This window comes from Erythrobacter sp. SD-21 (assembly GCF_000181515.1).
Taxonomy (GTDB): Bacteria; Pseudomonadota; Alphaproteobacteria; order Sphingomonadales; family Sphingomonadaceae; genus Qipengyuania.
In genome coordinates, this window is record NZ_ABCG01000001.1 from 377,232 (window position 1) to 392,548 (window position 15,317).

14 protein-coding genes and 1 tRNA gene are annotated in these 15,317 nt (G+C 62.5%); 11 read left to right on the plus strand and 4 right to left on the minus strand.

From position 1 onward, the window contains the following. Window positions 1-121: 121 nt before the first annotated feature. The 3 genes from lpdA to ED21_RS01885 all read left to right on the plus strand — a co-directional run bounded on the left by lpdA (window position 122) and on the right by ED21_RS01885 (window position 3,684). A complete protein-coding gene (gene lpdA / locus ED21_RS01875; RefSeq protein WP_006832121.1) occupies window positions 122-1,534 on the plus strand; it encodes a dihydrolipoyl dehydrogenase in 1,413 nt (470 codons plus the stop codon). A 27-nt stretch (window positions 1,535-1,561) separates the two neighbouring features. Continuing rightward, complete coding sequence (locus ED21_RS01880) at window positions 1,562-3,412, plus strand: cation:proton antiporter (protein ID WP_006832122.1); 1,851 nt, start codon at window positions 1,562-1,564, stop codon at window positions 3,410-3,412. A gap of 92 nt (window positions 3,413-3,504) precedes the next feature. After that, the gene (locus tag ED21_RS01885) at window positions 3,505-3,684 is read left to right on the plus strand and encodes a hypothetical protein (protein ID WP_156787222.1); all 180 of its coding nucleotides are present in this window, start codon (window positions 3,505-3,507) and stop codon (window positions 3,682-3,684) included. A gap of 2 nt (window positions 3,685-3,686) precedes the next feature. Here the strand turns inward: ED21_RS01885 and ED21_RS01890 are convergent. Continuing rightward, a tRNA-Ser gene (locus tag ED21_RS01890) sits at window positions 3,687-3,776 on the minus strand. A 130-nt stretch (window positions 3,777-3,906) separates the two neighbouring features. Between ED21_RS01890 and ED21_RS01895 the strand changes: the two genes are divergently transcribed. The 8 genes from ED21_RS01895 (at window position 3,907) to mazG (ending at window position 11,914) form a co-directional block, all read left to right on the plus strand. After that, window positions 3,907-4,926, plus strand: coding sequence for a lytic transglycosylase domain-containing protein (locus ED21_RS01895; protein WP_006832124.1), 1,020 nt, complete (start codon window positions 3,907-3,909; stop codon window positions 4,924-4,926). A gap of 118 nt (window positions 4,927-5,044) precedes the next feature. Next, entirely contained in the window at window positions 5,045-6,211 is a 1,167-nt protein-coding gene (locus tag ED21_RS01900; RefSeq protein WP_006832125.1) for a D-alanyl-D-alanine carboxypeptidase family protein, read from the plus strand. Further along, entirely contained in the window at window positions 6,208-6,837 is a 630-nt protein-coding gene (gene tmk, locus ED21_RS01905) for a dTMP kinase (protein WP_006832126.1), read from the plus strand. The genes ED21_RS01900 and tmk overlap by 4 nt, the downstream gene beginning before the upstream one ends. Before the next feature lie 2 nt (window positions 6,838-6,839). Continuing rightward, the gene (locus ED21_RS01910; RefSeq protein ID WP_034920963.1) at window positions 6,840-7,781 is read left to right on the plus strand and encodes an AAA family ATPase; all 942 of its coding nucleotides are present in this window, start codon (window positions 6,840-6,842) and stop codon (window positions 7,779-7,781) included. Beyond that, window positions 7,774-9,333, plus strand: a complete 1,560-nt coding sequence (gene metG, locus ED21_RS01915) for a methionine--tRNA ligase (protein WP_006832128.1) — start codon at window positions 7,774-7,776, stop codon at window positions 9,331-9,333. The genes ED21_RS01910 and metG overlap by 8 nt, the downstream gene beginning before the upstream one ends. Next, a complete protein-coding gene (locus ED21_RS01920) occupies window positions 9,333-10,109 on the plus strand; it encodes a TatD family hydrolase (protein ID WP_006832129.1) in 777 nt (258 codons plus the stop codon). The genes metG and ED21_RS01920 overlap by 1 nt, the downstream gene beginning before the upstream one ends. Continuing rightward, window positions 10,106-10,873: an MBL fold metallo-hydrolase gene (locus tag ED21_RS01925; RefSeq protein WP_006832130.1), complete on the plus strand. Its 768-nt coding sequence runs from the start codon at window positions 10,106-10,108 to the stop codon at window positions 10,871-10,873. The genes ED21_RS01920 and ED21_RS01925 overlap by 4 nt, the downstream gene beginning before the upstream one ends. A gap of 279 nt (window positions 10,874-11,152) precedes the next feature. Beyond that, window positions 11,153-11,914: a nucleoside triphosphate pyrophosphohydrolase gene (mazG, locus tag ED21_RS01935; RefSeq protein WP_034920970.1), complete on the plus strand. Its 762-nt coding sequence runs from the start codon at window positions 11,153-11,155 to the stop codon at window positions 11,912-11,914. Here mazG and hflX read toward each other — a convergent pair. The 3 genes from hflX to ED21_RS01950 all read right to left on the minus strand — a co-directional run bounded on the left by hflX (window position 11,909) and on the right by ED21_RS01950 (window position 15,315). Continuing rightward, complete coding sequence (gene hflX / locus ED21_RS01940; RefSeq protein ID WP_050784694.1) at window positions 11,909-13,174, minus strand: GTPase HflX; 1,266 nt, start codon at window positions 13,172-13,174, stop codon at window positions 11,909-11,911. The genes mazG and hflX overlap by 6 nt on opposite strands. Window positions 13,175-13,227: 53 nt before the next feature. Next, on the minus strand, window positions 13,228-13,764 hold the full coding sequence (gene hfq, locus ED21_RS01945) for an RNA chaperone Hfq (protein WP_006832134.1): 537 nt from the start codon (window positions 13,762-13,764) through the stop codon (window positions 13,228-13,230). A gap of 168 nt (window positions 13,765-13,932) precedes the next feature. Continuing rightward, on the minus strand, window positions 13,933-15,315 hold the full coding sequence (locus ED21_RS01950; RefSeq protein WP_006832135.1) for a sigma-54 dependent transcriptional regulator: 1,383 nt from the start codon (window positions 15,313-15,315) through the stop codon (window positions 13,933-13,935). Window positions 15,316-15,317 lie beyond the last annotated feature (2 nt).

The following is a 15,317-nucleotide window of genomic DNA, read 5'->3' on the forward strand; positions in this document are numbered from 1 at the left end:
TGATCCGCGCCATCCCGCACCCGAATACCTATTCCGTTTCCCCTCACGGGCTTCCCGCGCTTCTAGCGCCAGGACCGTGTTTCATCCGCTCCATCGTTCAGGCTCGAAAGGCATAAACTGAATGGCTACCCAATACGACGTTATCGTTCTCGGCTCCGGACCCGGCGGCTATGTCGCGGCGATCCGCTGCGCGCAGCTGGGCCTGAAGACCGCCATCGTCGAACGCGAACTGCTCGGCGGCATCTGCCTCAACTGGGGCTGCATCCCGACCAAGGCGCTGCTGCGGAGCGCCGAGATCCTGCACTATGCGCAGCACGCGAGCGACTATGGCCTGAAGATCGCCGGCAAGATCGAAGCGGACCTCGAAGCGGTGGTGAAACGCAGCCGCGGTGTGGCGAAGCAGCTCAATCAGGGCGTCACGCACCTGATGAAGAAGAACGAGATCACGGTGCACATGGGCGAGGGCACGTTGACCGGCCCGACCAGCCTCACCGTGAAGGGCGAGAAGGGCGAAGAAAAGCTCACCGCCAAGCACGTAATTGTCGCCACCGGTGCGCGCGCTCGTGACCTGCCGTTCGCCAAGGCCGACGGCAAGCGCGTGTGGACCTATCGCCACGCAATGACGCCACCGGAAATGCCGAAGAAGCTACTCGTCATCGGCTCGGGCGCAATCGGCATCGAGTTCGCCAGCTTCTACAACGACATGGGCTGCGACGTGACCGTGGTCGAAATGCTCGACCGGATTGTGCCGGTGGAGGACAAGGACGTCTCCGCCTTCCTCGAGAAGAGCCTGACCAATCAGGGCATGAGCATCATGACCGGCGCTGGTGTCGAGGACATCAAGGTCTCCGACAAGGGAGTGAAGGCCAAGATCAAGGACAGCAAGGGCAAGACTAGCGAGACCGAATTCACCCACTGCATCACCGCCATCGGCATTGTCCCGAACACGGAGAACATCGGGCTGGAAAAGCTGGCCGAAATGGACCGCGGCTTCATCCAGATCGACGGTTACGGCCGCACCAAGTCGAAGGGCCTCTGGGCCATCGGCGACTGTACGCCCGGACCATGGCTGGCGCACAAGGCCAGCCACGAGGGCGTCACCACAGCGGAGGCCATCGCCAAGGAACTGGGCGACAAGGACGTCCACCCGCACCCGCTCGACCGCCGCAACATCCCGGGCTGCACCTATTGCCACCCGCAAATCGCCAGCGTCGGCCTGACCGAGGCGAAGGCCAAGGAAGCCGGCTACACTGTCAAGGCGGGCACATTCCCCTTCATCGGCAACGGCAAGGCGATTGCGTTGGGCGAGGCGGAAGGCTTCGTGAAAACCGTGTTCGATTCCAAGACCGGCGAATTGCTCGGTGCCCACATGGTCGGCGCGGAAGTCACCGAGATGATCCAGGGCTTCGTCGTCGGCAAGACGCTGGAGACGACCGAGGCGGAACTGATGAACACCGTCTTCCCGCATCCCACGATCAGCGAGAGCATGCATGAAAGCGTCCTTGCGAGCTACGGCAGGGCGCTGCATATCTGACGCTTCCAGGCGGAGGGCGAGAAAACAGTGACCGGGTTCCTGATCCTCGCCTTCCTCATCCTCGTCGCCGGCGTCATCGCGGTGCCGCTGGCGAGCCGTTTCGGGCTGGGATCGGTGCTCGGCTATTTGCTGGCAGGCATGGCAATCAGCCCGCTGCTTGGCGCGCTGAACGTCGATGTGGAGGCGCTGCAGGTCTTCGCCGAATTCGGCGTGGTGATGATGCTGTTCATTGTCGGGTTGGAACTGGAACCCAAGCGCCTATGGGAAATGCGCGGCAAGCTGCTGGGGCTGGGCGGGGGCCAGGTGTTGCTGACCACTCTGGCCATCACCGGCATTGCCCTGATCGACAGCAATCCCTGGCAGACGGCACTCGCCATCGGGATGGTGCTGGCGCTTTCCTCGACCGCGATTATCGTCCAGACGCTGACCGAGAAGAACCTGCTCAGGAGCGAGGGCGGCGAGGCCAGCTTCTCGGTGCTGCTGGTGCAGGACGTGGCCGTCATCCCGATTCTCGCGCTGCTCCCGCTGCTGGCGATGCCGGAACTGTACGGAGCCGGTGGGCACGGCGAGGGCGCGCATGGCGGGATCGACCTCACCGCCAGCATGAGCGGATGGCTGGCCGCCCTGTCGCGGATCGGCGCGGTCGCGGCGGTAGTCGCAATCGGCATCTACGCCATCCGGCCGCTGTTCCGCTACATTGCCGCGGCGAATTTGCGCGAGCTCTTCACGGCGGCCGCGCTCGTGGTTGTGATCGGCATCGCTCTCCTGATGTCGCTCGTCGGTTTGTCGCCCGCGTTGGGTGCTTTCGTCGCCGGCGTGGTGCTTGCTACCAGCGAGTACCGGCACGAACTCGAAAGCGACATCAATCCCTTCAAGGGTCTCCTGCTCGGCCTGTTCTTCATCACGGTCGGAGCGGGTATCGACTTTGCGCTGGCAAGCGAGATGTGGGGCTCGGTCCTGTTCTGGGCGGCGGTCACCATTGCCGCTAAGTTCGCGGTGCTGATAGCCGTCGGTTGGCTCTACGGGCTCCGGCGCCAGGCGCTCTGGCTGTTCAGCCTGAGCCTGCCGCAGGCGGGCGAGTTCGCTTTCGTGCTCATCGCCTTCGCGGTGGCCAACGCCGTATTCCCCGGGGGGCTCGCCGACCTGCTCCTCCTCGTGGTGGCACTGACCATGCTGGCCACCCCGCTGCTGTTCATCCTCTACGACAAGGTGATCGCCCACGCCCTGTGCGAAAGCGAGGGGCGCGATGCGGATACGATCGAGGAGGAGAATCCCGTCATCATCGCCGGGCGCGGCCGGATGGGCGGCATCGTCGACCGCATGCTGCAGGCGGCAGGTTTCTCGACCACGGTCATCGATTACGACAGCAAGCAACTCGAAATCGTGCGCAAGTTCGGCTTCCGCACCTATTTCGGTGATGCCACCCGGCCCGACCTCTTGCACTCGGCTGGTATCGAGAAGGCGAAGCTACTCGTCGTGGCACTCGATGAACGCGAACAGATCGACAAGCTGGTCCAGTATGCGGTGAAGAACTTCCCGGACCTCCATGTGACCGCGCGCGCAATCGATCGCAATCACGTCTACGAACTCTGGGCGTATGGTTGCCGTGACATTATCCGCGAGACCTACGACAGCTCGCTGCGCATCGGACGCTCCGCTTTCGAAGCGCTCGGCATGGATCGCCAGCAAGCCCAGGCGGCTGCGGATGCCTTCGAGGAAATGGACCGTCGGTCGATGCGCGAGGTTGCCGACCACTATCGACTCGACATTCCCTATCACGAGAACGAGGCACTGATTGCCAAAGTCAAGGAATTGCGGGAGGAATGGGACCCGGTCCTGCGCGAGCAGATGGAGGAAATTCTGAAGCGCGGCCCCTAGTCCCGGCTCCCTGTCTCATCCCCGCATCCGCTCGTCGCAAGCTCCGGCGCAAACCTCCTGCCCACGCGTTTGGCATGGTGAGGAGATTAGACGTGGAATACGAAATCAAGGACGAGCCGCAGGGGCTGGACGAGGATGACGAGGCCACACACGATGGCGGTCTCGTTGAAGATCACATCGCGCTGAAGAACCAGTCGAGCGTCACCCCAGAGGATTACCCGGCAGATCATCGGCGCGACAGCTACCTAATCCGGCCCAGTCAGCAGAACTAGGCTGGCGGACAGGGTGGGATTCGAACCCACGAAGGGCTTGCACCCTTGCCGGTTTTCAAGACCGGTGCATTCAACCGCTCTGCCACCTGTCCGCTGAGCGACATGCGGGCTAGCCAAACTGGGCGTTCTTGTCACCTTCGAATTGTCGGAACTCGAATCGGGCGAGACGCGTAAGCCGTTAATGACACTTGCCATTCATATTCAGCCTGCGAGAACGGCCCTATGAGCCTCCGCAAACTACTTCTCTTCGCCAGCGCATCGCTTCTGGGACTTCCTGCCGCCCCAATTGCCGCGCAGGACATGTCGTTCGATGCCTATCTTCAACTATTGATGGCGCGTGCCCGTGCCGAAGGCGTTAGCGAGGCGACCCTCAGCCGTATGACCGCGGGCCTCACTCCCAATCAGCGGGTCATCCAGCTCGACCAGTCACAGCCAGGGTCTTCTTCCTCGCCCGGCTATCCTCCGCTTGCCCCCTATATCGCGACCCATGTCGACAGCGCGCGCATCAGTGGCGGTCGCCGGGAGTTTGCCAACTATCACAGCGCGCTTTCCAGGATCGAGCGTGAATACGGCGTTCCCGCAGAGGTCGTCGTCGCAATCTGGGGCCACGAGACCGCCTATGGCCGAGTGAAGGGTGGTTTCGACCTGTCACAGGCATTGGCCACACTCGCGTGGGAAGGGCGACGCCGTGATCTTTTCTCCAGCGAATGGGTCGATCTGATGAAGGTCGCCGACAAGGGTTATTCCCGCAATGAGCTCAAGGGCAGCTGGGCCGGCGCCTTCGGCAATCCTCAATTCCTGCCGAGCGTCTACCTGCGCCTCGCCACAGATGGCGATGGCGATGGACGTGCAGACATCATGAACAACAGCGTTGATGCGCTCGCTTCGATTGCGAACTACTTCCGCGACGCCGGTTGGCGGGAAGGTCAGCCATGGGGTGTGCGTGCCTATGTGCCCTCCGGCTTCGATGTCGATCGCTACAAGACCGAATTGGTTGGCCCCGTATGCCCGCGGGTGCATGAGCGCCACAGCCAGTACAAGACGGCGGCCGAATGGCGCGCGCTTGGCGTTCAGGCCCAGGTGCCGCTTGCGGAAAACACGCTCGTCACGCTGTTCCAGCCTGATGGCCCCGGGACGCCTGCCTGGCTTTTGACAAGCAATTACCGCGTAATTCTCGAGTACAATTGCTCGAACTATTACGCGATGAGCGTCGGGCTGCTGGCGGACGAAATCGCCCGCTGAAGGTCGGGCGGGGAATAGCCCCCGCCGCCCCTCGCAATTGGCAAGCCGCGTGGCTATAGGTGCCAGTCAATTCAACTCTCGATAGGGAGCGTCGCTTAAACGCGGCGCGTCGCGCTCCTTGCAACCCATCCTGCGCAATCTCGTTGCCTTCTGTGTCGCAGCAACGGCGGTCTGTGTTCCCGCGGTCGCCCAGAAGGCGGAACGGTCCGTACCGCCGGAGGCCGATGTTGCCCCGATCGCGTTTTTGTTCGATCTCACCAGCGGTCAGGTCCTGTTCGAACGCGAAGCCGACCGGCGCTTCATGCCGGCATCGATCACCAAGGTGATGACCACCTTCCTCGCTTTCGAATGGATGGAGGAAGGCAAGATCGTGCCGGCGCAGAGCTTCACGATCAAACCGGAAGTCTGGAGGGCTTGGAACAACGTCGGATCGACCATGTTCCTGCCTCACGATGCGCGGGTAACCGTGGATGATCTCGTCCACGGCGTGACGACGGTTTCGGCGAACGACGGGGCCGCAGCCCTGGCAGACGGAGCGGCGGGATCGATCGAGGAATGGGTCGCGGCCATGAATAGCAAGGCCAGCGAAATCGGCATGGCGGACAGCCATTTCGGCACACCCAACGGGTGGATGGACGATGGGCGGACCTTTGTTACCGCACGCGATCTGACCACGCTCGCCACCGCCATGATCCGCCGGCATCCCACGAAATATCGCCATTTTATTGGCCAGCCCGCCTTCACTTACAACAACATCACCCAGCCCAATCACGACCCCATAAGCGGCGTCGTGCCCGGTGCGGACGGGATCAAGACCGGATTTACCAATCAGGCGGGTTACGGCTTCCTGGGCTCGGCAGAGCGTAACGGCAGGCGCCTCGTCATGGTCGTCGCAGCGAGCCCACGGGCGCGCGACCGTGACAGGGCTGCGCGCAACCTCATCGAATGGGGTTTCGGCGCATTCGAGCAGTATCGGCTGTTCGCTCCGGAGGCCCCCGTCGGTGTGGCTGAAGTGCAGGACGGAAGCGCGCGCGAGGTCGCGCTTGTTTCTCCCTACGGAATCTATGTCGACCTGCCCGAAGGAGTAGTGAGCGCGCCGCGTTTGGCGGTGCAGTACGAAGGCCCGCTGCGTGCGCCGATCCGCAAGGGCGAGCGCGTGGCCATGCTCACCATATCCGCGCCGGGAATGCAGGATCATCGTATACCCCTCGTCGCCCGAGATGCCGTGGCAGAAGCGGGCCTTGCCGGCCGCATTCTCAATGGCGTGCTGGGCTGGATTTCGTGAGGAAAGGCAAGTTCATCGCCTTCGAAGGCGGGGAGGGGATGGGCAAGTCTACCCAGGCCCGCCTCCTTCGTGATGCGCTGGAACAGCGCGGCATCGAAGTCGAACTGACCCGTGAGCCGGGCGGTACTCCCGGGGCCGAGGCCATTCGCGAAATGTTGCTTCACCCGCCCGGCGAAGGCTGGGGCGCGCAGGCCGAGGCGCTGCTGTTCGCCGCAGCACGCGCGGATCATGTCGCACGGCTGATCCGTCCCGCGGTGGAGGCCGGGCGCTGGGTCGTCTGCGACCGTTTTCTCGATTCCAGTCGCGCCTATCAGGGCAGCGCCGGCGAGCTTGGCGACGAGCAGGTCCGCAAGCTTCACGAGATCGGGACCGGCGGGTTGCTCCCCGATCTGACCATCGTCATCGGCGCCCACAGCGACGAAGTGTCCGCGCGTCTGCGCGCCCGCGACGGGGATACCTCCGATGCGATCGGGGGCAGAGACGAGACCTATCATCGCTCCGTGAACAAGGCCTTCGAACGCTTTGCAGAGGAAGAGCCGAACCGCTTCGCTCGGATCGACGGGTCCGGATCGATCGAGGACGTGCACGTGCGCATCATGACGGCGCTGGCGGGTCTCCTGCCGTGACGATGGTCGGTCACGAGGCCGCATGGGAGGCATGGCGCGCGGCGAGGTCGGGCGAGCGCATGCACCACGCATGGTTGCTGGCGGGCAAGAAGGGTCTCGGCAAGGCAAGTTTCGCGCAGGCCGCGGCGCGTGAATTGCTCGGGGCGCAAGCGGAGGGCGAGCATCCCGACATACACACCCTCACCTATGGGCCGAAGAACAAGGATGAGGCGAAGAAGCGCGACGACGGCAAGGCTTACGAACTGGCCCGCGGCATCAAGGTCGACCAGGTCCGCGCAGTGCAGCGCCGCCTCACCACTCGCCCTACGATGGGCTCGAAGCGCGTCGTCATCATCGATCCGGCCGATGATATGGAGGTCTCCGCCTCCAACGCTTTGCTGAAAAGCCTCGAAGAGCCGCCTCAGGGCACTTACTTCCTGCTCGTCGCGCATAGTCCCGCGCGGCTGCTCCCCACTATCCGTTCGCGCTGCCGGACGGTGCGTTTCCCGACGCTGCCCGCCTCCGCCATGGACGACCTGTTGCGCGACCTGGCGCCCGATGCCGATATCGCCACGCGCGACGCCGCGATTGCGGCGGCGGCAGGCTCGCCCGGTGCGGCGCTGGCCTTCGTCGAACTGGAACTCGGCAAGGCAGCGCAGCTCATGCGTCGCATCGTGGAGGAAGGGGATCGCGATTTCTCGTTGAGGGGCCAGCTCGCAGGCGTGATTGGCTCGCGTCAGGACATTCCCCGCCTTCAGGCCGTGCTCGACCTTGCCCGTGCCATCCTTGCCGAGCGCGTGATCGGCAGCGCCGGCGATCCTCGCAGACTGGTCGACACGCATGCCGAACTCGTGCGCATCACGGGCGAGCAGCCGACCTACAATTTCGATCCGGGCCTGCTCGGAATGGAAATAGGAACCTTGCTCGCAACTGCAGGCGCGGCTAGCGAGCGCGGCAATGGCTGACCCTTATTACATCACCACCGCGATCCACTATCCTAACGGCAAGCCGCATATCGGCCATGCCTATGAAACCGTCGCGGCCGACGTCATCGCACGCTTCCAGCGCCTGATGGGGCGCGACGTGCGATTCCAGACCGGCACGGACGAGCATGGCTTGAAGATGGCGCAGAAGGCGCGCGATCTGGGCAAGACCCCGCGCGAGTTGGCCGATGAGATGTCGGGCGCGTTCAAGGACCTCTTCGACCGGCTCGACATCACTTACGACCGCTTCATCCGCACGACGGACGAGGATCACCACAAGGCGAGCCGCGCCATCTGGGAAGCGATGGAGGCCAAGAGCGACCTTTACCTCGACCGTTACGAAGGCTGGTACTCGGTCCGCGACGAGGCCTATTACGACGAAAAGGAACTCGTCGAAGGGGAGGGGGGCGAAATGCTTTCGCCCCAGGGCACGCCGGTTGAATGGACCGAGGAGGAAACCTGGTTCTTCCGCCTGTCGAAATACGCCGAGCCGCTGCTCGAACTGCTAAATACGCCCGGCTTCCTCGAACCGGCAAGCCGCCGCAACGAGATGATCGCCTTCGTCGAGGGCGGCTTGAAGGATTTATCGGTCAGCCGCACCAGTTTCGACTGGGGTGTGAAGGTACCCGGCGCGGACAATCATGTGATGTACGTCTGGGTCGATGCTCTGACCAATTACATCACCGGCGTCGGCTATCCCGATGGCGGCGAGATGTGGGACAAGTACTGGCCCGCCAGCCTCCACCTGATCGGCAAGGATATCGTGCGCTTCCACACGGTTTACTGGCCCGCCTTCCTGATGAGCGCGAATATCCCGCTGCCCAAGCAGGTTTTCGGCCACGGCTTCCTGCTGAACCGGGGCGTTAAGGAGTCGAAGTCGGCGGGCAATGTGACCGATCCGATCGAACTGATCGACCTCTTCGGCGTCGACTCGCTTCGATACTTCCTGATGGCGGAAGTCGTGTTCGGAAAGGACGGCAGCTATTCCGCCGAAGCGCTTGTAAACAAGGTGAATGCCGAGCTCGCCAACAGTTTCGGCAACCTTGCGCAGCGCACGCTGTCAATGATTCACAAGAACATGGACGGCAAGCTCGAGACCTTCGAGACCAATGGCGACGACAAGACTCTGCTTGCCACCGTGCAGGAGGCCTGCCGAGAAACTTTGCCGCGCGAGTTCGAAGCGCTCAATTTCAGCGTCGGCATCGAAGCGTGGCTCAAGGCCGTCTTCGCTTGCAACGCCTATGTCGACGAGCAGGCGCCCTGGGGCCTGAAGAAAAGCGATCCCGAGCGGATGAAGGCCGTTCTCCAGACACTGTTGCTCGCCATCCGCGACCTTGCGATCGCGATCCAGCCCGTGGTCCCGACCAAGGCGGCGGCCGTGCTCGATCAGCTTGGCGTCACGCCTGATCGGCGCAGCTATGCCGATCTGTCCGACGAAGGGTGGTTCGGTTCGCTCGTCGCCGCGGGCCATGTTGTCGAAAAGCCGACGCCCGCTTTCCCGCGGCTCGAAATGCCGGAAGCCGAGGACGCGTGATGCTGGTCGATAGCCACTGCCACCTCGAATACGAAGGGCTGGTCGAAAATCAGTCGGACGTGCTTGATCGTGCGCGCGGGGTAGGGGTGGGGGCCTTCCTCAATATCTCGACCAAGCAGGCCGAATGGTGTCAGGTGGTCGGGACCGCCAACGCCAAGCCCGATGTCTGGGCGAGCGTCGGCATCCATCCGCACAACGCCGACGATCATCCCGACCTGACGCGCGAGGAACTATTCGATGCGACCCGGGATCCCCGCGTCATAGGCATCGGCGAAACCGGTCTCGATTATTATTACGACCACTCCGACCGCGACGAGCAGCAGCGGCTTTTTCGCATGCACATCGACGTCGCGCGGGAAACCGGCCTACCGGTCATCATCCACACGCGCGATGCCGAGGATGACACGCTCGCAATCCTTCGCGACGAGATGGAGAAGGGCGCGTTTCCGGCGTTGATCCATTGCTTCACGGCCTCGGCGCAGTTCGGAGAGGCGGCGCTGGAGCTTGGCCTCTCGATCTCGATCTCCGGGATCGTGACCTTCAAGAACGCGAAGGACTTGCAAGAGGTCGCCAAGACCGTCCCGCAGGACCGCTTGCTGGTGGAAACGGACAGCCCCTTCCTCGCGCCCGTTCCGCATCGCGGAAAGCCCTGCGAACCTGGCTTCGTGCGCGACACTGCCAGCTTCATCGCCGAGCTGCGCGCTGAGACGCTGGAAGAGCTTGCCGAGTATACCACCAGCAACTTCTACCGGTTATTCAACAAGGCCGCTTCGTGAAGCTCCTCATGCTCGGTTCGGGGACGTCCGCAGGCGTCCCGCGCGTGGGCAACGACTGGGGGCAATGCGATCCGAACGAGCCGAAGAACCGGCGGACCCGCGTTTCGATCATTGTTGAAAATGACGCTGGCCAGCGCATCCTAGTCGACACGGCAACCGATCTTCGCGCCCAGCTTCTTGCGAACAATATCGACAAGGTCGACGCGGTTTTCTGGACCCACGACCACGCCGATCACTGCCACGGGATCGATGACCTGCGCGTCATGCGCTATGATCGCAGCAATCCGCTGCCGGGTTTTGCGGGCCGCGTGGCCTGCGAGCGCCTGCGCCGAAGGTTCGACTATATCTTTGAAGGCCAGTTCGGCTATCCGACCATCGTGTATCTGAAAGAAACGTCGCAGGCACAAATGGTTGCAGGCTTTACTTTCGACGATGTCGAAATGCCGCACGGTCCCGTCAAGAGTACCGGCTTTCGCTTCGAGGCGGACGGCAAGAGCGTGGTTTACGCAACCGACTTCAGCGAGATCACACCGGCGATGGTGAAATGTTTCAGGGGCTGCGATCTGCTGGTGGTGGACTGCCTTCGAGAACGCCCGCATCCCACGCATGCGCATCTGGAGATGGCTCTGGACCTGGCTCGGTGCGTAAAGGCGAAGCGAACCGTGCTCACCCATCTCGACAAGTCGATGGATTACGCCACAATCAGCGCCAAGGTGCCGAAGGGTGTCCTTGTCGGGTATGACGGACTGGAGGTCGCGGTATGAATATGGACGGGGGTACGATTGCCTGGGCAGCGCTTATGAGCGCTTTGGCCGTGGCCTATCTTATGGGCATGAAGCGGGATCAGAACCTCAGCGGCAACCGGATGCTGAAAATCGCTCTGATCTGGGTCGGAATCATCGGGGGGGCTTATCTTCTGGTGAGGGCTCTGACTGGGATGGACTGAGCCGCAGCCCTCTCTTGACTTAACATAATATATATTATCGGTCTAACGTGTGAGTTCAGGGTTTAGCTTCCCGGCAAACCGCCCTATCCGTTCTTACATGCCTGAACAATTAGACCGTCTGCTTCGCATCATGGCGCGCCTTCGCGATCCCGAAACCGGTTGCGAATGGGACACCGCGCAGGATTTCAGCACGATTGCTCCCTACACGATCGAGGAAGCTTATGAGGTCGCTGACGCCATCGAGCGGTCCGACATGGAGGACCTGCGTGGCGAACTGGGCGATCTGTTGTTTCAGGTCGTGTTCCACGCGCGCATGGCCGAGGAAGCCGGTCACTTCGCCTTCGCAGACGTGGCGCGAACGATCAGTGACAAAATGGAAGCCCGGCATCCTCACATCTTCGGCGACGAAGGCGGCGTGATGGAGGAAAGCCGCTGGGAGGATCTCAAGGCCGCCGAACGCGAAGCCTCTGGTGTGAATGGCGCGCTTGACGGTGTAGCGCTCACATTGCCTGCTCTGTTACGCGCCCAGAAACTTCAGAAACGGGCGGCACGCCATGGGTTCGACTGGCCGGACCACGAAGGGCCACGCGCCAAGGTTCTGGAAGAAATCGAAGAGCTTAGTGAGGCAAGTGGTGATCAGATCGATGAGGAAGCCGGGGATTTCCTGTTCGCTGCGGTCAATCTCGTTCGAGCTTACGGGATCGACGCGGAAAGCGCACTGCGAGCGGCAAATGCAAAGTTCGAGCGGCGTTTCCGTGCCATGGAGGATCTGGCTAGCGGCGATTTCGCGACCCGCGACCTCGAGGCGCAGGAGGAACTCTGGCAGGAGGTCAAGCGGCGAGAAAAAGCAACTTCATAGGCTTTCGAACTGGCCCAGTTCCTTGGGGTTGAGCCGCACCACAAAGCGCCTCAACGGCCCCGAAGCGCCCTCGCCTGCATCTTCTTCCACCAACACCTCGCCGTGCGCGTGCAGCCAGGCAATGCGTTTGCCATCGCTCGCCGGGACCTCGAATTCCCGCACCGAAGCTTTTGCGGTGAGCATTTCGCCGAGCTGGACGAGAAGTTCCTGCACCCCCTCCCCCGTCACCGCTGAAATGCGGATGATGTCGTCGCTGTTGTCGGCCAGCTGCCCCAACTCATCGGCTTTCTCGTCATCGAGAAGGTCCCACTTGTTCCACACTTCGAGGATCGGGATAGAAGATGTCCCGTCATCGCCGTCGATAACATCGAGGCCCTTCAGGACGCGAAGAACTTGCGTCTTCTGCGCCTCTGCCGATGAGTTGGAAATATCGCGGACATGGCAGATGACATCGGCGGCCGTGACCTCTTCCAGCGTTGCCCGGAACGCCGCCACGAGCTGGGTCGGCAGGTCCGAGATAAAGCCGACCGTGTCGGACAGGATCGCCTTTTCGACGCCCGGCAGCGAGATGGCGCGCATGGTGGGGTCAAGCGTGGCGAAGAGCAGGTCTTCCGCCATCACTTCGGCGCCCGTCAGGCGGTTGAACAGCGTGGACTTGCCCGCGTTGGTGTAACCGACCAGAGCGACGACTGGCCACGGCGCGCGCTCACGGCGTTCACGGTGGAGGCCGCGCGTCTTGCGAACCTGTTCCAGTTCCTTGCGCAGCCGTCCCATCCGCTGGCGAATCATCCGGCGGTCGGCCTCGATTTGCGTCTCACCGGGGCCGCCTAGGAAGCCGAAACCGCCGCGCTGGCGTTCGAGGTGGGTCCAGCTGCGCACGAGCCGGCTCTGCTGGTAATCGAGATGGGCGAGTTCGACCTGCAGGCGGCCTTCCGCCGTTGCCGCGCGCTCGCCGAAGATTTCGAGAATCAGCCCGGTCCGATCGATGACCTTGCGACCGAGTTTCTCTTCGAGGTTGCGCTGCTGGATGGGGCTCAGCGCGCCATCGACGACGACCAGTTCGGCTTCGTTCTGCTCGCAGGCGATGCGGATATTCTCGACCTGTCCGGCGCCGAACAGGAGGTTCGGCCGCACTTCGCGCACCGGCAGGACAAAGCTGTCCTCGATCTCGATCCCGATAGCGAGCGCAAGCCCCTCGGCCTCGCGCAGGCGGTTCACCGCGTCGAGATCGGAGGCTTGCCCACGGATATCGGGGCAGATGACGAGAGCTTTCGCGCCGCGCGAAACCTCGCCGAGAAGATCGTCGTCGAAACTCAGTTGTCGTCCTCGTCCCAGTCCTCGGTCAGGTCGACCGGGGTGGCGGGCTGGATAGTGGAAACCGCGTGCTTGTAAGCAAGCTGGACGTAGCCATCTCGCTCGAGCAGCATGCAGAAAAGGTCATAGGCGGCGATCTTGCCCTGCAGCATCACGCCGTTGACGAGGAACATAGTCACCTGCGCTTCCGCCTCGCGAACGCGGCTGAGGAAGACGTCCTGCAGCAGCCGCTGCTTCGCACCCGAACCCTGGCTGGCGAACTGATCCGCCTCGATGGGCTGGCCGGGCATGATGGTGCTGACCGCGTGCTTGTAGACCAGTTGCGATTGGCCATCGCGGCGCAACAGGATCGAGAAATTGTCGAACCAAGTCACAATGCCCTGAAGCTTCACGCCCTTCACCAGGAAGACCGTGACGGGTAGTTTGTTCTTGCGCAGAAGGTTGAGGAAAGCGTCCTGAAGGCTGGGCTGCTTGCCCTTGGGCTCAGGCGGCTTGGGCGGACGAGGCCGTGCCGAGAGTGTACGTTCGCCAGACAACTTTGTGTCTCCTGTTGTTGGCGGCCGCTTGAACGGTCCGCGATCTGGACGCTCCCACCGCGTCCGGGCACCGGGTTTTAGTCCGGATTTGAAACGCAATGTGGCAACAGGAGGTCCCGTCCGCAATAAATAAATGATTTTCGGGCAGGACGCTGGAATTTGGTGCGCTTATTTGCGGTCGGATCCTTTGCGTTCCGCCATACCGAGAAGCTTCAGTTTACGGTGCAGGGCCGAGCGTTCCATGCCGATGAAGCTGGCCGTTTTCGAAATATTGCCCGAGAAGCGGCGGATCTGGATCGAGAGGTATTCGCGCTCGAAACTCTCGCGCGCTTCGCGCAAGGGCGCGCCCATCAGGGCTGCCATACCGGCGTTGCCGCTGGTCTTGCCGCCGGAAATCTCTTCCGAAAGCATCTCCGCCTCGACCGTTTCGAGCTGTTCACGCGGGGTGAGGATGATGGTGCGTTCGACCACATTGCGCAGCTGGCGGACATTGCCGGGCCAGTCATAGGCTTGGAGCGCGGCCATGGCTTCTTCGCTGATTGCGGGCGGACGAATGCCCTGCTCGGCGGCGTATCGTGCAAAGAAATACTCGGCCAGCGCTGGAATATCGTCGCGGCGTTCGGCGAGCGAGGGGATTTCCACCGGCACGACGTTGAGACGGTAAAAGAGATCTTCGCGGAAGTTCTTCTCTTCCATTTCGCGCGCAAGGTCGCGTGCAGTCGAGGAGACGACCCGCACATCCACGCCGATCTGGCGGGTACCGCCTACACGCACGAAACTCTGTTCGGTCAGAACGCGCAAAATCCGTGCCTGCGTGGAGAGCGGCATGTCGGCGACCTCGTCGAGGTACAGTGTCCCGCCATCGGCGGTTTCGAGCAAGCCAGGACGAACCAGCTTGCCGTCCGCTTCCTCTCCGAACAGCTCCTCTTCAAAGCGTTCGGGCGTGATGCGCGCGGAATTGACGATGACAAAGGGTTTGTCGGCGCGGCTCGACCAGCTGTGCAAAAGCCTTGCGGCGACTTCCTTGCCCGCCCCGCCCGGACCTGTGATCAGGACCCGGCTGCCAGTCTGCGCAACCCGCTTGAGCGTGGCGCGCACGGTGTTGATCACAGCGGAGTTGCCGGTGAATTCGCCGCCCTCGCCAAGACCTTCCCGCAGCCGTGTGTTTTCGCGACGCAGGCGCTCGGTTTCGGTTGCGCGTTCGACGAGGTGGAGCAGGCGCTCGGCCTCGAAGGGCTTTTCGATGAAATCCATCGCGCCGCGACTGACCGCGCTGACGGCCGTGTCGATATTGCCATGTCCCGAGAAGATGATGACAGGCAGTTCCGGTTCGCGGACCTTGATCGCATCGAGGACCTCGAGGCCGTCCATGTCGCTGCCGTGGAGCCAGACGTCGAGCAGGACAAGGCTGGGCCGTTTCGCATCGACCGCCTCGAGCGCCGAGGCGCTATCACCCGCCGTGCGGCATTCGTACCCCTCGTCGCTCAGCACACCTGCGACAAGTTCGCGAATGTCGCGTTCGTCATCGACGATGAGGATATCCAAGGCCATAA